This is a genomic window from Falsiroseomonas oryzae (genome assembly GCF_027856955.1).
GTDB lineage: Bacteria > Pseudomonadota > Alphaproteobacteria > Acetobacterales > Acetobacteraceae > Falsiroseomonas > Falsiroseomonas oryzae.
On sequence record NZ_JAPSMD010000065.1, the window covers coordinates 1 to 18752 of the forward strand.

An 18752-nucleotide genomic window follows, 5' to 3' on the forward strand; every position below is an offset into this window, starting at 1 on the left:
CGCTGCCCCCCGCGCGCGGCACGCCGGCAAGCCGGACGGGACGCTGCAGGGCGCCGCGCGCAAGCGGCGTGCGCGGGCGCAGGGGCTCGCCCCGGACCGGTCAAGGTCGCGGGGTTCGGCTCTGCCTCCGGCGCGCCGGCTCAGGCGCTGGCTGGGTCGCGAGTGGATCTCGCGCCGCGGCGGTCAGGCGACACAGGCGGCTCCCTCGAACTTTCCGCCCCACTGGCGGGCGGACCGGACAAGAGACGCGTCCCGTCGTTGCTGTGCCCTTGACAGGGATGTCCCCGGGGGCTCGCGGCACGTGCGCTGGCGTCGGAACTGCGCGGCGAAAGCATTCCCGCCGCGACGCCCGGAGAAATAGCGGCGCCTTGCGACGGTTTCAAGCGAATTTTCGGCTCTGGCGCTGATTTCCCGGCATGGCTACCTGCAATCCGCGCGGGTCGCCGGAACTGTTACCGCGACGCTAACCGGGCGCCCGGCAGAGATACTCCCAGGCGATGGTCGCGGCCGCCAGCGCGGTGATCTCCGCCACGTCGTGGGCCGGCGCCACCTCCACGACGTCCATGCCGCGGAAATCCACCCCGCCGATCCGCCGCAGCATCGCCTGCACCTGCCAGCTCGCCAGCCCGCCGGCCTCCGGGGTGCCCGTCCCCGGCGCGAAGGCGGGATCGAGGGCATCGATGTCGAAGGAGAGATAGGCCGGCGCCGGCCCCACCACCTCGGCGATGCGGGCCGCAACGGCGGCCGGGCCGGCCTCGTGCGCCTCGATGGCGGATATCACGGTGACGCCGTGCGCCAGCGTCCAGTCCATCACCTCGGGATCGGTTGGCGAGCGGATGCCCAGCTGGATCATCCGCCGCGGGTCCACCAGGCCTTCCTCGATGGCGTGGAAGAAGGGCTGCCCGTGGGAGAAGCGCTGCCCGAAGCTCTCCGGCCAGGTGTCGAGATGCGCGTCGAAATGCACCAGCGCCAGTGGCCCGCCGACCCGCTTCGCCAGCGCGCGGAGCAAGGGCAGCGTGATGCCGTGCTCGCCGCCCAGCGCCACCAGGTGGCCATGCGCCGCCGCCTGCTGCTCGACCAGGGCGAGGCTGCCGGCGAGATCACCGAGCGCGAGGCTGAAGTCGCCCACATCGGCCACGTCGCGGCTGCGGAAATCCACCCGCGTCGTCGGATGTGCGCCGTCCACCAGCATCCGCGACGCCCTGCGGATCGCCGCCGGCCCGTCCCGGGCGCCGGCGCGGTTGGTGGTGCCGAGGTCGAGCGGGATGCCGGCGACCGCAATGCCGGGCGCATCCTGCCGCAGCGGCAGGCCAAGGAAGCCCGGCGGGGTCGAGAAGGTCGGGACCAGTGTCATCCGGCAAGCCTGCCAAGCCGGCGCCTGCGAGGCCAGCGTCGCGCCCGCTGGGGCACAGGCGAGCTTAGCGGCGCGCCTCGGCCGGGAAGGCGCTACCCTTCCAGCGTCGCCTCCAGGCTGATCGCGGCGTTCAGCACCTTGGAGACCGGACAGTTCGCCTTGGCGGCCTGGGCCAGCTCGTCGAACTTCGCCCGGTCGATGCCCGGCACCCGGGCGCGCAGCTGCAGCACCACGGCGGCGATCCGCCAGCCGCCGGCCTCCTGCTCCATCGTCAGGCGCGCGGTCGTCGCGAGTTCCTGCGGCGGGTGCCCGGCGCCGGAAAGCTGGAAAGCCAGCGCCATGGAGAAGCAGCCCGCATGGGCGGCCGCGATCAGCTCCTCCGGATTGGTGCCCTGGCCGTCGCCGAAGCGGGCGGTGAAGGAATAGGGCGTGCCCCGCAGCGTGCCGGACTGGGTCGTCAGCGTGCCCGTCCCCTCCTTGCCGGTACCCTGCCAGACCGCCGAGCCTTCGCGCCGGATGGAAGCCATGTCGTCGTCTCCTGCTTTGGGGGCCGCCGGGCGGCCTGCCACGGGGAGCGTGACAGCGGGCACGGGCTGCTTCTAGCCTGCATGGCGATGCCGCACGATCTCGTGCCCGCCGGCGCCACGCCGGGACCCTGGGCGCCGCCGCTTGCCGCCCCGGCGCCCCGCGCGCTCTGCACGGATTGCGGCCTGTCCCGCACCGCGCTCGCCAAGGCCTGCGGCCGCGCCTGCCAGTTCCTGCGGCCCGACCATGCTGCGCTGGAGGCCCGCGTGCACGGGCGGTCGCGCGACCCGGCGCGCCCCGACGAGGCGCATTTCGGACCGTTCCGGCGGATGTTCCGCGCCGCCCTCAAGCCGGCGCGACCGGGCGCGCAATGGACGGGGATCGCGACCCGCCTCGGCGAGCGCCTGCTGGAGACCGGCGCGGTGGATGCCGTGCTGGCCATGGCGGCCGATCCGGAGGATCGCTGGAAGCCCGTGCCGGTGCTGGTCACGCGGGCCGAGGACATGGCGGCCTGCCGCGGCATGAAGATGGGCTTCGCGCCCCTGCTGGCGCTGCTGGAGCCCGCCGCGCGGGCCGGGCACCGGCGCCTGGCCATCATCGGCATCCCCTGCCAGGTCCATGCGCTGCGCGCCATCGAGGCGGAACTGGGCCTCGAGCGGCTCTACGTCATCGGCACGCCGTGTTCCGACAACACCACGACCGAAATGTTCCACCGCTTCCTGGACCTGCTGGACCCGGACCCGGCCTCCATCACCTACCTGGAATTCCGCGCCGACTACCACGTGGAGCTGCGCCACGCCGACGGACGGGTGCGGGAGATCCCCTTCCTGCAGTTGCCGATCAGCCGCCTGCCGCCGGACTTCTTTCCCCTCACCTGCCGGACCTGCGTGGACTACACCAATGTCCTGGCCGACATCACCGTGGGCTACATGGGCGGCACCGGGGCGCAGTGGCTGACCGTCCGCAACGACCGCGGGGAGGAGCTGCTGGCGCTGATCACGCCGGAGGTGGCGCTCTCGGCCCCGGCCTCGGCCGGGAAGCGGGCTGGCGCGGTGAAGGGGTTCCTGGCCAACACGGATCGCGCCGCGGGCGGCCTGCCGCTGCGCCGCATGCCGGGCTTCCTCCGCCCCCTGGTGGGCTGGCTGATGCCGCGCATCGGCCCGCGCGGGCTGGAATTCGCCCGTGCCCGGGTCGAGATGAAGGCGGTGGAGACCGTGCTCTTCCTGCGCCACCAGGCCCCGCGGCGCCTGCGCAGCATGGTCCCGCCCCATGTCTGGCGCCTGGTCGCCCCCTACGGCCTGACCCCCCGGGACGGCGAGGCGGGACGCCCCGCACGGGGGCGCGCCGACCCCCCCGGCCCACAACCCGCCCAGGCCGAGACGCCGCGGACCACCGCCGTCCCGACGGGCTGACGAAACACGATTCGCGTAATGGTTGCCGCCGTCATGCCAAACTTTGCTAAGAGGGTGGCAGGGGTGGGGGAAGCCGGCCGGACTTGGCGGCGTGCCCGACCGTCCCTGCATGGAGTGACGCATGACGCCGGTCCGCCGCCGGGCTCTCCTTGCCGCGCTGTGCTGCGCGCTCCTCGCCGCGTTGGTCCTCCATCGCCCGGCCGCGGCGGCAGATCCGCCGATACGCATGAAGGTGGTGGGGGGCCTGGCCGGGGTCAGCCAGTATGTCCGATTCGAGGAGCCGTTCTGGCGCCGCCGGATCGGTGAGCTGACCAACGGGCGCGTCCAGGCGGAAATCGCCCCCTTCGACCGCAGCGGCATCCGGGGGCACGAGATGCTGCAGCTGATGCGGCTCGGCGTGGTGCCCTTCGGCACCGTGCTGCTGTCGCTGGCCGCGACGGAGGAGCCCGAGTTCAACGCAGTGGATCTGCCCGGCCTGTCGCCGGACATCGACACGCTGGCCCGCACGGTCGAGGCGTTCCGCCCGCACCTGGTGCAGCTGCTGCGCGAGCGCTACGGGATCGAGTTGATCGGCGTCTACACCTATCCGGCGCAGGTCGTGTTCTGCAATCGGCCCTTCTCCGGCCTGTCCGACCTGGCCGGCCGGCGGGTGCGCACCTCCTCCGTCGGCCAGTCGGAGCTGATCCAGGCGCTCGGCGCCAGCCCGGTGGTCACGCCCTTCGCCGAGATCATCCAGGCCTTCCGCAGCGGCGTGGTGGAATGCGCCATCACCGGCACGCTGTCCGGCAACGCGATCGGGCTGCACGAGGTCACCACCCATGTGCACGCCATGGGGCTGACCTGGGGCATCTCCGTCTTCGGTGCGAACGTGAACGCGTGGGCCTCGCTGCCGGCCGACCTGCGGGCCATCATCCGAGCCGGCGTGCGCGACCTCGAGACCGAGATCTGGCGCGCGGCCGACCGGGAGACCGGCGAGGGCCTGGCCTGCAATGCCGGGCTGCCCACCTGCACCCAGGGGCGCCGCGGGACCATGACCGTGGTGCCCGTGAGCCCCGCGGACACCGCGCGGCGCAACCGCCTGCTGACCGAGGTCGTCCTGCCGCGCTGGGTCAACCGCTGCGGCCCCGATTGCGTGGACGCCTGGAACACGCGGCTGGCGCCGGTCTTCAACATGCACGTCCAGCCCGACTGAGCGCGGGGCGATGCAGACCACCCGCCGGCTTCGCCTCGCCACCCTCGCCGCCGCCGTCCTGATCCTGGCCGCGCAGGGGGTGGTGACCGCGCTGCTGCTGCATCGCTCGCATGCCACCGCCCTTCATGCCGCGCAGGACACCGCGAACCGCGTCAGCCGCGCGGTCGAGGCCTCGATCAACCGCAACTTCGTCCAGGTGGACGCGATGCTGGCCGGGCTGCCGGCGGTGCTCGGCCCCTTCTCCCGCGACGGCGGCTTCGACGCGGCCGGCGCCGGCCGCGTCCTGCGGGAGTTGAACAACCAGAACTTCACCTTCCGTGACGTCCTGCTGGTGGGCGCCGACGGCATGCCGGTCACCTCCGGCCTCGCGGTGTCGCGCCGACGGTCCCTGCCCGTCCCCCTCGGGCCGGCCTTCGTGGAAGTCGGGCCGAGCGGCGGCGGGCTGATGGTGGGGGGGCCGGCCCGCAACGCCGCCACCGGCGAATGGTCGCTGTTCTTCGCCCGCCCCGTCACCATGCCCGCGCTCGGCACGGTGACCGCAGTGGCCGAGGTGCCGGTGCCGCTGGTCGGCTCGCTGCTCGCGGTGGGCGGCGAGGCGCCGGGGCTCCGCGTCACGCTGGAACGCGACGACGGCACGCTGCTGGCCGTGCTGCCGCACGACGAAGGGCGGATCGGAAGGAAGCTGGCCTCCCCGGCCACGGCGATGGCGGAGTCGCCCGAGCCGCGCAGCCGCTTCAACGACCAGCCCGCGCTCGTCGCCGTGCGCTCCACCCTCTACCCCACCCTGCTGGTCGCCGTGACCGTGGAGGTGGATGCGGCGCTGGCGGGCTGGCGGCAGGACCGCGACCGCGCGCTGGTCGTCTCCACCGCCTTCGGCGCACTGGTGCTGGCGCTGGCCGCCGCCCTGCTGCTCGGCCTGCACCAGCGCGAACGCGCCGAGGCGGAGCGCGCGCAATGGCGCACGCGGCTGGAGAACGCGCTTGAGAGCATGTCGGACGGCTTCGTGATGTTCGGCCCCGACGACCGGCTGATCGCCTGCAACCAGCGCTACAAGGATTTCTACGCGATCTCCGCGCCCTTCATCAAACCGGGCGCGCATTTCCGCGACATCATGCGCGAAGGCGCGCTGCGCGGGCAGTATCCGCAGGCCGGGCCGGACATCGACGCCTTCATCAACGCCATGGACTACTGGCGCCATGCCGACAACCCGCCGATCGAGCGGCTGCTGCCCGACGGCCGCTGGGTGCTGATCACGGAGCGCAGCACGGCGGATGGCGGCACCGTCGGCATCCGCACCGACATCACCCAGCTGAAGCGCACCATGGAGGAGCTGGCCAGCGCGCGCGACGCGGCCCGCGCCGCTGGCGAGGCGAAGAGCCAGTTCCTGGCCCGCATGTCGCACGAGCTGCGCACGCCGCTGAACGGCATCCTCGGCTTCGCCCAGGTGCTGCTGCGCGACCCGGACCTCACCGCGGAGCAGCGCGAGCAGGTGGCGACCCTGAGCGAGGCCGGCCAGCATCTGCTGGAGCTGGTCAACGGGCTGCTCGACCTGTCCAAGATCGAGGCCGGCAAGCTGGAGCTGAACCTGCGCGAACTGGCACTGCGCCCGCTGCTCGAGGCCTGCGGCGGGCTGCTGGCGCCGGAGGTGGCGCGCAAGCGCCTGCGCTACACGCTGGACGTCGCGCCCGACGCGCCGGCGGCGGTGGAGGCGGATGCGACGCGCCTCCGGCAGATGCTGCTCAACCTGCTCTCCAACGCCGTGAAGTTCACGCCGCCCGGCGGGCGGGTGGAGTTGCGCGTGCGTCCGCTCGGTGATGGACGGCAGGGCATCCGCATCGAGGTGGAGGACAACGGCCCGGGCATCCCGCCGGAGAAACGGCACCTGCTGTTCGAGGATTTCTCGCAGATCGCGCCGATGCCGGGCCAGGAAGGCACGGGCACCGGCCTCGGCCTCGCCATCTCGGCCAGGCTGGCCGCGGCGATGGGTGGGCGCATCGGCTGCTCGCCGGACATCACGGACGGCGCCCTGTTCTGGGTGGAACTGCCGCTGCGCGAGGTCGCCGCGCCGCATGTGCCCGCCCTGGCCGCTCCCCGCGGCCCGTCCACACCGCAGGCCCCGGCGCGGTCGCTGCGCGTGCTGGTGGCAGACGACGTGGCGGCGAACCGCATGGTGGCGCGGGCCATGCTGGTGGCCGCGGGCCACCGCGTGGACAGCGCGTCCGACGGGGTGGAGGCGCTGAGCGCGGCCGAGCGCGAGGACTACGACATCGTGCTGATGGACGTGCAGATGCCGGGGATGGACGGGCTGGAAGCCACCCGCCGGATCCGCGCGCTGGACGGCGCGCGCGGCCAGGTGCCGATCCTGGCCGTCACCGCCTCCGCCCTGCCCGAGCAGGTGGCGGCCTGCCACGCGGCCGGCATGGACGGCCACCTCGCCAAGCCGATCGACCGCGAATCCCTGCTCTCCGCCGTGATGCGGCTGGCCGCCGGCGGCACGCTGGGCAGCGGCGCGCGACCCGCCGAGGCCGCCAGCGAGCCCGTGCTGGTGGACCGCGCGGCGCTGGGCAATCTGGCCACCGACCTCGGCCCGACGGCCGAGGTGGTGATCGGCGAGTTCGTCGCGGAGTTGCGCCTGGGCGTGGACACGCTGCGCACGGAGGGCCTCGCCGGCGATGTGCCGCGGCTGCGCCAGGCAGCCCATCGCCTGCTGGGCGCGGCGCGCACCCTCGGCGCCCGGCGCCTCTCGCGCGCGATCGAGGCGATGCAGGGCGCGATCCAGTCCGGCACGGACCCGCGCGAGCCGTTGCGGCGCGTGCTGGAGATTGCGGCGGCGACCCTGCCCGCCGTGGATGCGGCGCTGCAGCCGGAGCCGGTGAACGATGCCGGACCTCCCGCGGCGGTTCCGCTCGCGGCGCAGCGCACGGCGCGGTAACCGGCCGCGCCAGCCCGGCGCTACGGCAGGGCGGCGATCCGGTCGGCCAGCAGGTCGAAGAAGGCCGGCGCGTCGAGCGTCTCCAGCAGAGTCAGGTTGGCCGGGCGGCCGAGCCGGCCCCAGCGGTCAATCACGGTCCGCCCGCGCGACGGGCCCGCCGCGAGATCCATCTCCGCGAAGGCCTGGCGCGCGCCGAACAACGCGGGCGCGATCGCCCAGGCCACGGCGCAGGGATCGTGCAGCGGGAAGCCGCGGTGCCCGAACCGCTTCGAGGCGGGAAGCGCCCCCAGGATGCGCAGCGCCGCCTGCCAGCACGCCCCGCCCGGCCGGCGAGCCAGATCCGCGACGAGCGCCGGGGTCACGAAGGCCTGCGCGGTCAGGTCGAGCGTCGCCATCGCCAGGGGCCGGCCGAGATGCAGCAGCATCGCCAGCGCCTCCGGGTCGTTCCAGGCGTTGAACTCGGCGGCCGGCGTGATGTTGCCCTCGGCCCAGGCGCCCGACATCAGCACGATCTCCGCCACGCGATCCGCCAGCGCGGGCTCCGTGGCGAAGGCGAGCGCCAGGTTGGTCACGGGCCCGAGGCCGATCACCGTGACCGAGGCGGGCGCCGCACCGCGCAACGTGTCGCGGATCGCATCCGCCGCGATGCCGGGCGCCAGCGCCGGGCCTTCGGGCAGCACCACGCCGCCCAGCCCGTCGGCCCCGTGCACCGCCGGCTCGGCGCGGAAATCGGCCAGCAGGGAACGCTCGGCCCCTGCCACCACGGGCACCGCGCGACCGGAAAGGCCCACGACGGCGCGCGCATTCGCCGTGGTGCGCGCCAGCCCGACATTGCCGCCGGCCACCGTCACCAGGCGCACATCGAGCTCCGGCGAACCGAGTGCGAGCCACAGCGCGACGGCGTCGTCCGTGCCCGGGTCGCAGTCGATGATGGTGGGCTTCGGCGTCATCCGGCCTCCGGTTGCTCTGCCGCCGCGCAGCATGGCACGGTGCGGCGCAACCACACAGCCGAGCCGCGATGGAGCACTGGCAAAGCTTCGGGCCCCGCCCCGCGCCGCAAGGTGCCTGGGCGGAGGCCTTTCCCGCCGCCATGCCCGATGGCAGCGCGCTGGCGCTGCCGCTGCGCGACCTGGGCGCGACGGGGGTGGCGGGCTTCGTCGCAAACCAGGCGGCATTCGCCGTGGTGCATCGGCTGGCCGGCTGGATGACCGATCTGGCCCGCCCGCTCGGGGCAGAGGTGGTCGTGGGGTTGCCGACGCTCGGCCAGGTCTTCGCGCCCCTGGTGGCGGAGGCGCTCAGCCATGCCAACTGGGTCGCGCCGGGCTGGTCGCGCAAGCGCTGGTACGAGGAGCGGCTGAGCGTGCCGGCGCAGTCCATCACCTCGCCGGGCGAGCGCAGGCTCTGGCTGGATCCCCGCCTGCTGTCGCGGCTCGCCGGGCGGCGCGTACTGCTGGTGGACGACGTGATCTCCACCGGCGCCTCCGCCCGCGCGGGCCTGGCGCTGCTGGCGGCAGCGGGCGTCACGCCCGTGGCGCTGCTGGTCGCCATGGCGCAGGGCGACCGATGGATGCGCGACTGGGCCGACGCGGTCCCCGTGCGCGCCGTCTTCGCCACGCCCGTCTTCGCGCGTGCCGCTGCGGGCTGGGTGCCGCTGCCGGCTACCGCACCGCATGAGATCTGCCCGCTGATGCCGAAGGACCTTGCCGCATGACGCTGCGTGCCGCCCTGCTCGCCCTGGTGCTCGCCGGGCCGGCCCTGGCGCAGGACAACCTGCGCATCGGCGTGGAGGCCGGGCCGACCAGCCTCGACCCGCATTTCGCCAGCCTGATCACCAACATCGCCTTCGGCCGGCACGTCTTCCAGCCGCTGATGGAGCAGGACCACAAGCAGGACCTGCGCCCGGCGATTGCCACGCGGATGCGCGTGGTGGACGAGACGACGTGGGAAGTGACGCTCGACCCCCGCGCGCGCTTCCACGACGGCGCACCGGTGACGGCGGAGGACATCGCCTTCACCATCGCGCGCGCCGGCGACGTGCCGAACTCCCCGTCCAGCTTCCGCTACGCCACGCGCCCGATCGCGGCGGTCGAGGCGGTGGACGCCACCACCATCCGCCTGCGCACCCACCAGCCGACGCCGCTGCTGCCGAACTTCCTGGCGCTGGTGATGATCGTCTCGAGGAAGCATGGCGAGGGCGCGACCACCGCCGACTACAATGCCGGCCGCGCCATGATCGGCACCGGCCCCTTCCGCCATGTGTCCTGGCAGCCGGGCAGCCCGGTCGTGATGGAGCGCAACCCCGCCTTCCACGGCGCCGCGCCCGCCTTCGCGCGCGTGGAGTTCCGCCCCATCGCCAATGCGGGCGCCCGCGTCGCCGCGCTGCAGGCGGGCGATGTGGACCTGATCGAGATCGTCCCGCCCGACCACTTCGCGCGCTTCCGCCAGGACGCCGCCCGCTTCACGGTGGCGGAGAGCCCGTCCAACCGGCTGCTGTTCCTGACCCTCGACTCCGACCGGGAGGACAGCCCCTTCGTGCGCGGCAAGGACGGATCGCGCATCGCGAACCCGCTGCGCGACGCCCGCGTGCGCCGTGCGCTGTCGCTGGCGATCAACCGCGAGGCGCTCGTCTCCCGCGTGCTGCAGGGCCAGGCGCTGGCGGCGGGGGACCTGGGCCCGCCCGGCTATTTCGGCACCTCCCCCGACATGACGCCGCCGCCCTTCGACCTGGAGCAGGCACGCCGTCTGCTGGCGGAGGCCGGCTGGGCACAGGGCTTCGCGGTGCAGGTCAACGGCCCGAACGACCGCTTCGTCAACGACGAGCAGGTGGTGCAGGCCATCGCGCAGATGTGGACACGGCTGGGCCTGGCGACGACGGTGGAGACGCGCACCCGCGCCGTGTGGCTCAGCGAGGCGGCGCAGCTGCGCTACTCCGTGAACCTCGCCGGCTTCTCGCCGAACCCCGAGCTGCTCGGCATGCTGGAGACGCAGATCCATTCCTGGAACCCCCAGCTCGGCCTGGGCACGGCAAATCGCGGGCGCTTCAGCAACGCGGAGATCGACGCGCTGATCCAGCGCGCCCGCACCACCATCGACGACGACCAGCGCCGCGCGCTGACGCAGCAGGCGACCCGGATGGCGTTGCGCGACCAGACCGCGCTGATCCCGCTGTATTTCCAGGTGAACACCTGGGCGATGCGCCGCGGCTTCACCTACGAGGCGCGCACGGACGAGATGACGCTGGCCTCCAGCGCAGGAAGGGCTTCGCGATGAACGACCCGGTCAACGCCGCCATCCGTGCCCGCGCCGTGCAGGCCGCGCGCGGCTCCGCGCCCTTCGACCTGCTGCTGGCCGGCGGCACGGTCGTGGACGTCGCGACGGGCGAACTGCGCGCGGCCGATGTCGGGCTGGTCGGCCCGCTGATCGCCAGCGTGCATCCGCCCGGCACGCGGGAGGATGCGGCGGCGGTGGAGGATGTGTCGGGCCGCTTCCTCGTCCCCGGCTTCATCGACAGCCACCTGCACTACGAGAGCAGCCTGATGACGCCGGCGGACTACGCCGCCACGGTCGTGCCCGCGGGCACCACCACCTGCGTCTGGGATCCGCATGAGCTGGCCAATGTGCTCGGCCTGCCCGGCGTGCGCTGGGCCATCGACGCGTCGCGCAACCTGCCGCTGCGCAGCCTGATCGCCGCGCCGTCCTGCGTGCCCTCCGCCCCCGGGCTGGAAGTGGCCGGCGCCGAGTTCGGCGCGGCGGAGATGGCGGAGATGCTGTCCTGGCCCGAGGTGGCGGGCGTGGCGGAAGTCATGGACATGCCCGGCGTGGTGCGCGGCACGCCGCATATGAGCGGGATCGTCGGCGCGGGTCTGGCCAGCGGCAAGAACGTCAATGGCCATGCGCGCGGGCTGCGCGATGCCGACCTGCAGGCCTATGCCGCCGCCGGCGTCACCTCGGACCACGAGATCGTGGACGCCGAGGACTTCGTGCAGAAGCTGCGCGCCGGCCTGACGGTGGAGCTGCGCGGCAGCCACGACTACGTGCTGCCCGGCGCGCTGACGGCGCTGGCCGCCATGCCGATGCTGCCGCCGAACCTGGTGCTCTGCACCGACGACATCTTCCCCGACGAGCTGATGGAGAAGGGTGGGCTGCGGGACACCATCGCCCGCGTGATCGCGCGCGGCGTCAACCCGATCGCCGCCATCCGGCTGGCCACGCTGCACGCCGCGATGCGGCTGAAGCGCGACGACCTCGGGCTGGTCGCGCCCGGGCGGCAGGCCGACATCGTCGTGCTGACGGAACTCACCTCCGTGACGGTGGAGCGCGTCCTCGCCGCCGGGAAGCTGGTTGCGCGCGACGGCAGGCTGCTGGCGCCGCCGCCGCGCACGGACGGGCCGCGCGACACGGTGAAGCTGGCGCCGCAGCCCATCGAGGCCTTCATGCCCCGCGTCGCCGGGATCGGCGACGGGCGCGCAAGGCTGCGCAAGATCGTCGGCGCGCGGTTCGGCAAGTGGGGCAGCGTGGAGTTGCCCGTGCGCAACGGCTTCGCCGTGCTGCCGCCCGGTCATGCCTGCATCACCATCATCCACCGCCATGGCCGCACCGCGGCGCAGCCACAGACCTGCATCACCGATGGCTGGGGCGAGCCGCGCGGCGCCATCGCCACCACCATCAGCCACGACAGCCACAACCTGCTGGTGCTCGGCCGCGACCCCGCCGACATGCAGGCCGCCGCGAACGCGCTGATCGCCTGCGGCGGCGGCATGGCCGTGGCGCGGGAGGGCAAGGTGGTCGCGCTGCTGCCGCTGCCCATCGCCGGCCTGCTGGCCGACACGCCGCCCGAGGTCACGGCCGCGAACTTCGCGAAGCTGCGCGCCGCCGCCGACCAGGTGATCGACTGGCAGGGCCCGTTCCGCGTCTTCCGCGGCCTGACGGGCATCTCGCTGGCCTGCAACGCCGGGCCGCATCCGACCGACCTCGGCCTGACCGATGGCGGCACCGGCGAGATCTTCGACCCGGCCGAGCCGCTGCCGGCCTGACGGCTTGCCGGGCGCGTGAGGCCCCCATAGCGTTGCAGATACGACAGCGCAGGGACCGAGACATGCGACGCCGTCACGTCCTGACCGCCGGCGCCGCCCTTCTGGCGCGCCCCGCCCTGGCACAGACCGCGCGTGCTTGGGCGCCGCCCACGCGCATGATCATCCCCTACGGAGCCGGCAACATCAGCGACCAGGTCGCGCGCGTGCTGATCGAGGCCGTAGGCCAGCGCCATGGCTGGCGGCTGGCCGCCGACAACCAGCCGGGCGCCGGCGGCATGCTGGGCACCAACGCCCTGATCCGCGCGCCCGCCGACGGCACGGTCTGTGGCGTGGTGGCAGCGGCGGCGCTGACCATCCTGCCGCACATCCAGAAGAACCCGCGCTTCGATCCCTTCCCGGAGCTGGCGCCGGTGACGGGGCTGGCGATCTCCAGTTCCTTCCTCGCAGTGAACGCGCAGCTGCCCGTGCGCAGCCTGGCGGAGCTCGCCGCCTATGCGCGCGCGCGGCCGGCGGACAACCCGGTCTTCTACTACTCGCCCGGCAACGCGACGGTGCCGCACCTGAACCTGGAAGCGCTGAGCCGCGGCCTCGATTTCCCGATGCAGCACGTGCCCTACCGCACCAGCCAGGCCGGCAACACCGACCTGCTGGCGAACCGCGTGCAGGTCACGCTGGACAGCTTCTCGATCACTCTGCCGCACATCCAGGCCGGCACGCTGCGCGCGCTCGCCTACAACGGAACGGAGCGGCATCCCCTGCTGCCCGAGGTGCCCACCATGGCGGAGGCCGCGCCGGGCGTGCAGCTCGTCAACACCTGGGTCGCGGTGTTCTTCCCGCGCGCAACGCCGGCGACCGTCGTGGACCGCGCGGCGCACGATCTGCAGGACACGGTGCGCTCCCCCGCCTTCCTCGATCGCCTGCCGATCGGCACCGCCCCTTTCCCGCTCGGCCCGGCCGAGCTGGCGGAGCGGGTGCGGAGCGACAGCGCGCGCGTCGGCCAACTGGTCGCCGCGATCGGGCTGAAGGCCGATTAGCCCGCGATCGCCCTGAGTGTGCACACCGAAGGGGGGCACGGCGAAGGGCGTGAATCGCCGGGCCAGGGAAGCTGGACCGGCGTAGCCCTGAACACAGTCAGGGCTACGCTGGTCTAGCCGGCCACCGCGATGCAGTCGATCGAGACCAGGAAGTCCGGATGCGCCAGACGCGGCGATTCGGTGGTCTGCCGCGCGGGGTAGTTGCCGGGCGCGAAGTAGGTCTTGAAGATCGCGTCGAACTCCGCGTAGCGCGACATGTCGGTCAGCGCGATGTTCATCTTCACCGCGCGGTCCAGCGAGCTGCCGGCCTCCTCCAGGATTGCCTGGATGTTGCGCATGACCTGGTGCAGCTGGGCCGCGAAATCACCGCGCGCGATCTGGCGGTCGCCGTGGAACGGGGTGGCGCCGGTCACATAGACCATGCCACCCGCCTTCACGGCGTGCGACACGCCGGAGCGCATCGGCGTGACGCGGGGCGACGTGATGACCTGCCTGTCCATGGCGGCTCCTCTGCGCTGGGTCTTGTGGGGCAGCGTAGAGGCAGGCGCGGCCGCTGTGCAGGTGGTTGCACGGCGCCGCCATTCGGGCAGGATTGCCGCAACGCCTCACGGAGGGGACATCCATGCTGCCCACCACGCGCCGCGCCACGCTCGCCGCGGCCACCGCCCTGCTTGCCACGCCACGCCTGGCGGTGGGGCAGACCACCAACCTGAAGGTCATGGTCTTCCCGGGCCTGGCCAACCTGCCGCTCTTCGTCGGCCAGGCTCAGGGCTTCTTCGCGAAGCGCGGCCTGGCGGTGGAGATCCTGAACACGCCGAACTCCGACGTGCTGCGCAACGGCCTGGCCGCGGGCAACCACCAGCTCGTCGTCGCCGGGGTGGACAACGCCGTGGCGATGGAGGCCGACGGGCACGACATCGGCATCCTGATCGGCGGCGACAGCGCCTTCAACGCGATGTACGCCAAGCCCGAGATCCGCAGCTGGGTCGACCTGCGCGGCAAGACGCTGATCGTGGACAGCCCGCGCACCGCCTATGCCATCGCCGGCTACAAGATGCTGGAGATGAACGGCCTGCCGCGCGGCACCTACGAGGTCAGGCCCACCGGCGGCACCTTCGCGCGCTACGAGCTGATGTTCAACGACCCGACCGCGCATGCCTCCATGCTCAACCCGCCCTTCAGCCTGCAGGCGGAGGATCGTGGACTGACCCGGCTCGGCTCCATCACCGAGGTGCTGGGCCCCTATCTCGGCAATGCCGGCTGGGCGATGCGGGCCTGGGCGCGGCAGAACCCGGATGTCGTGACGCGCTACCTCGCCGCCTATGTCGAGGGCATCCGCTTCATGCTCGCGCCTGCCAACGCCGACGCGACGGTCGCCATCCTGGCCGAGCGCCTGCGGCTTCAGCCCGCGATGGCACGGCGCAACCTGGCGCTGCTGACCGACCCGCGCAGCGGATCGGCGGTGGATGGCCGCTTCGACCTGGAGGGCTTCCGCAACGTGCTGAAGATCCGTGCCGAGGTGCTGGGGACCTGGGGCGGTACACCCCCGCCGGCGGAGCGCTACCTCGACCTCGGCTACTGGGAACGCGCGGTGGCCAGCCTGTAGCGCGCAGGCGCGTCAGGCCAGCAGCGCCAGCATCTCCGCGCTCGGCTCCACGCCGAGGCCGGGGCCGTCCGGCAGGGTGTAGAACCCGGCGGCGCAGGCCATGTGGCGCGTGCCGGTCGGCTGCGTCAGGCGCAGGTTCGGGTCGAAGATGCTGTGCTGGTACTCGTGCCAGGGCAGCTTCTGCAGCGTGCTGCTGGCCTGCAGGCTGGCCGCCATGAACAGGCCGACGCCGATCGCCGCATGCGGCATGACCGCGATGTGGGTGGCGTGGCACAGCGCGCCGATGCGCACGAACTCGGTGATGCCGGTGCGGCCCATCTCCGGCTGGCCGATCCCGAGGCAGCGCGCGGCGATGCGGGGCTGCCATTCGAAGACGGTGCGCAGCTCCTCGCCGAGCGCGACGGGCACGCCCACGCCGCGCGCCACCGCCGCGATGCCCTCGATGTCCTCCGGCGCACAGGGGGCTTCCGCGAAAGCCAGGCGGTGCGGCTCCATGCGGCGGATCAGGCGGATCGCCTCCGGCGCCGTGTGGCGCCAGTGCAGGTCTGCCATGATCTCGGCCCGCGGGCCCAGCCCCTCGCGCAGGGCCGCGATCTCGGCCTCGGCGCCGTCATCGGCGACGACCGCGGCGAACTTGAAGCCGCGGAAGCCCTTCGCCTGCCAGTCGCGCGCGAAGGCGACGCGCTCCTCCAGCGTGGCGCGCGGCAGGCCGGAGACGTAGGCCGCGATGCGGTCGTGCCGCCGCCCGCCGAGCAGCGTCGAGACCGGAACGCCGAGCCGCCGGCCCAGCAGATCCCACAGCGCGATGTCCACCGCGGCGAGCGTGTCCAGGTAGAAGCCGCCGAAGAAGCCGCGCACGCGCATCAGGTCGTACAGATCCTCGTGGATGACCGCGGGCGCCGAGGGATCGCGGCCTTCCAGCACCGGCGCGACCACGTCCTCCACGATGGCGCGCACGGCGTCCGGCGCGACGATGCCGTAGGTCTCGCCCCAGCCGGTCAGCCCCCGCTCGGTGTCGATGCGCAGCACCACCGAGCGGTCGGCAGTGGGGTAGAGTGTGCGGTTGCCCTGCCGCACGATGTAGCCACGGCGGTTGACGTGCTCGCCCTCGCGCAGCGGGCCGAGGTAGGGCACGTCGCGCGGGATCTCGACGACGTACGCGCTGACCTTCTCGATCCTGTCGCTCATTGCACGGGGTGCATCGTCAGCGCCGGGGCAGCTGTCGCCAGCAGCTCGCCGATCTCCGCCATGTCACCGTCGTCCAGCTTCGGTCCGGCGGCGCGGGCGCCGGTGTGCGCCAGCAGGCCGCGGCGCTTCAGCACCTCCTTCGTCGCGCGCACGCGGAAGGTCATCTGGAAGGCCAGCAGCGGCAGCGTCAGCGTGTAGATGCGCCGCGCCTCCGCCCGGTCGCCGCGCTGCCAGGCCTTCCACAGCGCGACATGCGCATCGGCGATCTCCAGCGCGGGCATGGTGCCGCAGGCGCCGCGCGCGAGCTCGTCCAGCACGAAGCGCGCACCGGCGCCGCCCATCACGCCGTCGAGACGGCCCTGCGCGGCCGCCAGGATGCGCGTGACGTGCTGGCCGCAGGGCAGCGTCTCCTCCTTCACGTAGCGGATGGCCGGCACCTCCGCGGCGATGGCGGCGACCTTCTCGGGCGGCAGGCCGGCGCCGTTCGGCGCGGGCGCGTTCTGCAGCATGATGACGACGCCCGGCGCGGCGGCCGCGACGGCGGCGTAGTAGGCGACATGCTGCGCCACGTCCTGGCCGCAGGCAGGCGGCGCCATGATCATCGCGGCCACCGCGCCGGCCTGCTGGCCTTCCCGCGCGCGGGCGGCGGAGTGCGCGGGGTCGGCATGGCTCGCGCCGACCACGAAGGTCGTGCGACCGCCGAGATGCCGGCCGAGCGCCGCGACCATGCCGGCGCGCTCCTCCGCCGTCAGCGTCTCGACCTCGCTCGCCATGCCCGGGAAGACCACGCCGTCCACGCCGGCCTCCAGCGCGAAGTCGGCGAGCCGCAGGAAGGCCGGCAGGTCGGGCGGGCCTTCCGGCGTGAAGGGGGTGGGCAGCACGGGGAAGACGCCACCGATCCTCGCACTCGCCATCGCCTGCCTCCCCGTTGACCCGCCCGCCGCGGCGCCAGCACACTTGGCCGCAAGCGCCCGGCGGCCGCAAGCCGGGTGCGGGAGGAAGCCCGAGATGCCGACACGCCGCGCCCTGCTCGCCACCACGCTGCTGATGCCTGCCGTCGCAAGGGCGCAGGGCGACGGCACTGCCGGAGCCTGGCCATCGCGGCCGGTGCGGCTGATCGTGCCCTTCCCGCCGGGCGGGGCGGCCGACATCGTCGGGCGCATGCTGGGCGCGCATTTCCAGTCGGCCTTCAACCGCGGCTTCGTCATCGAGAACCGTGGCGGCGCGGGCAGCACCATCGGCGTTGATGCGCTGGCGAAGAGCCCGGCCGACGGCTACACGATCGGGCTGATCAACATCGCCGCCAACGCCATCGTGCCGGCGGTGCGGCGCCAGCCGCTTCCCTACCGGCCGCTGGAGGACTTCGCGCCAATCTCCAACCTGGCCGTCACGCCGGCGCTGCTGCTGGTCAATCCGCAGAAGCTGCCCAACGTGAACAGCGTCGCCGACCTGGTGAATGCCGCGAAGGCGCGGCCGGAGGCGATCAACTTCGGCTCCTCCGGCGTCGGCTCCTCGCTGCATTTGGGCATGGAGCTGTTCATGGCGAAGGCGGGCATCCGCATGACGCATGTGCCCTTCACCGGCGGCGGGCCGCTGCTGCAGGCCCTGGTGGCGGGCACGATCGACTGCTCGCTGGACGTCGCGGCCACCACGTCGCAGCTGATCCGCGAAGGGCGCATCCGCGCGCTCGCCACCACCGCGCCCGTGCGCATGCCGAGCTACCCGGACCTGCCGGCGCTGAACGAGACCTTCCCGGGCGCCGAGCTCGCCTCCTGGCACGGCCTGGCCGCGCCGGCCGGCACGCCCGCGCCGGTGCTGGCGCGGCTGGCGCAGGAGACGCAGGTGTTCCTGCGCAGCGCGGAGACGCAGGAACGCTATCGCCAACAGTTCCTGGAGATGCCGCAGCAGACCACGCCCGAGGCCTTCTCCGCCTTCATCGGGCGGGAGATCGCGACCTTCCGCGACCTGGCCCGCGCGCAGAACATCGTGGTGGAGTGAGCATGCGCACGACCCGTCGCGCGCTGCTCGGCGCGCTGGCGCTGCCCGCCGCGGCGCGCGCGCAGGCGCCGTGGCCGGAGCGTCCCGTGACCCTGATGGTCGGCTACGGCGCGGGCGGCGCCACCGACATCATCGCGCGCACCCTGGCGGAGCGGATGCAGCCGCTGCTCGGCCAGCCGATGGTGGTGCAGAACGTCACCGGTGCGGGCGGTACCATCGCATCGGACCGCACGGCGAAGGCCACGCCGGACGGAACCACCATCCTGCTGATCCCCAATGCGCATGCGGTGGCGCCCGGGCTCTATGCGCGGCTGCCCTATGACACCGCGGCGGATTTCGCGCCGGTGTTCTTCGCCGGGCATTCGGCGAATGTGCTGGTGGTGCCGGCGGCCTCGCCGGACACCGACCTCGCGGCGCTGGCGGCCCGCGGGCGCGCGGCGCGGCAGCCGCTGCAGACCGGCAGCGCCGCGCTGGCCGG

The 18752-nt window shown here is 73.4% G+C and carries 16 protein-coding genes; 10 read left to right on the top strand and 6 right to left on the bottom strand.

The features are described 5' to 3' along the window. Positions 1–463: 463 nt before the first annotated feature. A complete protein-coding gene (gene speB / locus OZN99_RS09355; RefSeq protein WP_270934941.1) occupies positions 464–1354 on the bottom strand; it encodes an agmatinase in 891 nt (296 codons plus the stop codon). Positions 1355–1446: 92 nt separating this feature from the next. Beyond that, the gene (locus OZN99_RS09360) at positions 1447–1881 is read right to left on the bottom strand and encodes an OsmC family protein (protein ID WP_270934942.1); all 435 of its coding nucleotides are present in this window, start codon (positions 1879–1881) and stop codon (positions 1447–1449) included. An 87-nt stretch (positions 1882–1968) separates the two neighbouring features. Between OZN99_RS09360 and OZN99_RS09365 the strand changes: the two genes are divergently transcribed. The 3 genes from OZN99_RS09365 (at position 1969) to OZN99_RS09375 (ending at position 7415) form a co-directional block, all read left to right on the top strand. Next, a complete protein-coding gene (locus tag OZN99_RS09365; protein WP_270934943.1) occupies positions 1969–3291 on the top strand; it encodes a Coenzyme F420 hydrogenase/dehydrogenase, beta subunit C-terminal domain in 1323 nt (440 codons plus the stop codon). A 121-nt stretch (positions 3292–3412) separates the two neighbouring features. Continuing rightward, positions 3413–4483: a TRAP transporter substrate-binding protein gene (locus tag OZN99_RS09370; RefSeq protein WP_270934944.1), complete on the top strand. Its 1071-nt coding sequence runs from the start codon at positions 3413–3415 to the stop codon at positions 4481–4483. Positions 4484–4493: 10 nt separating this feature from the next. After that, complete coding sequence (locus tag OZN99_RS09375) at positions 4494–7415, top strand: ATP-binding protein (RefSeq protein ID WP_270934945.1); 2922 nt, start codon at positions 4494–4496, stop codon at positions 7413–7415. Positions 7416–7435: 20 nt separating this feature from the next. Here OZN99_RS09375 and OZN99_RS09380 read toward each other — a convergent pair whose 3' ends face one another. Next, complete coding sequence (locus tag OZN99_RS09380; protein WP_270934946.1) at positions 7436–8365, bottom strand: nucleoside hydrolase; 930 nt, start codon at positions 8363–8365, stop codon at positions 7436–7438. Positions 8366–8376: 11 nt separating this feature from the next. On the opposite strand from OZN99_RS09380, the gene OZN99_RS09385 reads away from it, so the two are divergent. The 4 genes from OZN99_RS09385 (at position 8377) to OZN99_RS09400 (ending at position 13482) form a co-directional block, all read left to right on the top strand. After that, positions 8377–9126, top strand: coding sequence for a phosphoribosyltransferase (locus OZN99_RS09385; protein WP_270934947.1), 750 nt, complete (start codon positions 8377–8379; stop codon positions 9124–9126). After that, a complete protein-coding gene (locus tag OZN99_RS09390; protein WP_270934948.1) occupies positions 9123–10685 on the top strand; it encodes an ABC transporter substrate-binding protein in 1563 nt (520 codons plus the stop codon). The genes OZN99_RS09385 and OZN99_RS09390 overlap by 4 nt, the downstream gene beginning before the upstream one ends. Beyond that, a complete protein-coding gene (locus tag OZN99_RS09395) occupies positions 10682–12448 on the top strand; it encodes an adenine deaminase (RefSeq protein WP_270934949.1) in 1767 nt (588 codons plus the stop codon). The genes OZN99_RS09390 and OZN99_RS09395 overlap by 4 nt, the downstream gene beginning before the upstream one ends. A 62-nt stretch (positions 12449–12510) precedes the next feature. Continuing rightward, positions 12511–13482, top strand: a complete 972-nt coding sequence (locus OZN99_RS09400; RefSeq protein WP_270934950.1) for a Bug family tripartite tricarboxylate transporter substrate binding protein — start codon at positions 12511–12513, stop codon at positions 13480–13482. A 113-nt stretch (positions 13483–13595) separates the two neighbouring features. Here OZN99_RS09400 and OZN99_RS09405 read toward each other — a convergent pair whose 3' ends face one another. Beyond that, entirely contained in the window at positions 13596–13982 is a 387-nt protein-coding gene (locus OZN99_RS09405; RefSeq protein ID WP_270934951.1) for a RidA family protein, read from the bottom strand. Between the two features lie 122 nt (positions 13983–14104). On the opposite strand from OZN99_RS09405, the gene OZN99_RS09410 reads away from it, so the two are divergent. Beyond that, on the top strand, positions 14105–15088 hold the full coding sequence (locus OZN99_RS09410; RefSeq protein ID WP_270934952.1) for an ABC transporter substrate-binding protein: 984 nt from the start codon (positions 14105–14107) through the stop codon (positions 15086–15088). Between the two features lie 12 nt (positions 15089–15100). Here OZN99_RS09410 and OZN99_RS09415 read toward each other — a convergent pair whose 3' ends face one another. Both OZN99_RS09415 and OZN99_RS09420 read right to left on the bottom strand, forming a co-directional pair. Next, on the bottom strand, positions 15101–16276 hold the full coding sequence (locus OZN99_RS09415; RefSeq protein WP_270934953.1) for a mandelate racemase/muconate lactonizing enzyme family protein: 1176 nt from the start codon (positions 16274–16276) through the stop codon (positions 15101–15103). Next, positions 16273–17190: a dihydrodipicolinate synthase family protein gene (locus tag OZN99_RS09420; RefSeq protein WP_270934954.1), complete on the bottom strand. Its 918-nt coding sequence runs from the start codon at positions 17188–17190 to the stop codon at positions 16273–16275. The genes OZN99_RS09415 and OZN99_RS09420 overlap by 4 nt, the downstream gene beginning before the upstream one ends. 94 nt (positions 17191–17284) lie before the next feature. Here OZN99_RS09420 and OZN99_RS09425 point away from each other — a divergent pair, with 94 nt between their 5' ends. Then, a complete protein-coding gene (locus tag OZN99_RS09425; protein ID WP_270934955.1) occupies positions 17285–18274 on the top strand; it encodes a Bug family tripartite tricarboxylate transporter substrate binding protein in 990 nt (329 codons plus the stop codon). A gap of 2 nt (positions 18275–18276) precedes the next feature. After that, positions 18277–18752: Bug family tripartite tricarboxylate transporter substrate binding protein (locus tag OZN99_RS09430; RefSeq protein ID WP_270934956.1), on the top strand; the 476-nt coding region annotated here is incomplete at its 3' end.

What these genes read in the sequence shown, in the direction of transcription:
- OZN99_RS09415 (WP_270934953.1), bottom strand. Translation starts at nt 16,276, where the DNA reads ATGAGCGACAGGATCGAGAAGGTCAGCGCGTACGTCGTCGAGATCCCG.
- OZN99_RS09370 (WP_270934944.1), top strand. Translation starts at nt 3,413, where the DNA reads ATGACGCCGGTCCGCCGCCGGGCTCTCCTTGCCGCGCTGTGCTGCGCG.
- OZN99_RS09375 (WP_270934945.1), top strand. Translation starts at nt 4,494, where the DNA reads ATGCAGACCACCCGCCGGCTTCGCCTCGCCACCCTCGCCGCCGCCGTC.
- OZN99_RS09420 (WP_270934954.1), bottom strand. Translation starts at nt 17,190, where the DNA reads ATGGCGAGTGCGAGGATCGGTGGCGTCTTCCCCGTGCTGCCCACCCCC.
- OZN99_RS09425 (WP_270934955.1), top strand. Translation starts at nt 17,285, where the DNA reads ATGCCGACACGCCGCGCCCTGCTCGCCACCACGCTGCTGATGCCTGCC.
- OZN99_RS09405 (WP_270934951.1), bottom strand. Translation starts at nt 13,982, where the DNA reads ATGGACAGGCAGGTCATCACGTCGCCCCGCGTCACGCCGATGCGCTCC.
- speB (WP_270934941.1), bottom strand. Translation starts at nt 1,354, where the DNA reads ATGACACTGGTCCCGACCTTCTCGACCCCGCCGGGCTTCCTTGGCCTG.
- OZN99_RS09400 (WP_270934950.1), top strand. Translation starts at nt 12,511, where the DNA reads ATGCGACGCCGTCACGTCCTGACCGCCGGCGCCGCCCTTCTGGCGCGC.
- OZN99_RS09365 (WP_270934943.1), top strand. Translation starts at nt 1,969, where the DNA reads ATGCCGCACGATCTCGTGCCCGCCGGCGCCACGCCGGGACCCTGGGCG.
- OZN99_RS09395 (WP_270934949.1), top strand. Translation starts at nt 10,682, where the DNA reads ATGAACGACCCGGTCAACGCCGCCATCCGTGCCCGCGCCGTGCAGGCC.
- OZN99_RS09390 (WP_270934948.1), top strand. Translation starts at nt 9,123, where the DNA reads ATGACGCTGCGTGCCGCCCTGCTCGCCCTGGTGCTCGCCGGGCCGGCC.
- OZN99_RS09410 (WP_270934952.1), top strand. Translation starts at nt 14,105, where the DNA reads ATGCTGCCCACCACGCGCCGCGCCACGCTCGCCGCGGCCACCGCCCTG.
- OZN99_RS09360 (WP_270934942.1), bottom strand. Translation starts at nt 1,881, where the DNA reads ATGGCTTCCATCCGGCGCGAAGGCTCGGCGGTCTGGCAGGGTACCGGC.
- OZN99_RS09380 (WP_270934946.1), bottom strand. Translation starts at nt 8,365, where the DNA reads ATGACGCCGAAGCCCACCATCATCGACTGCGACCCGGGCACGGACGAC.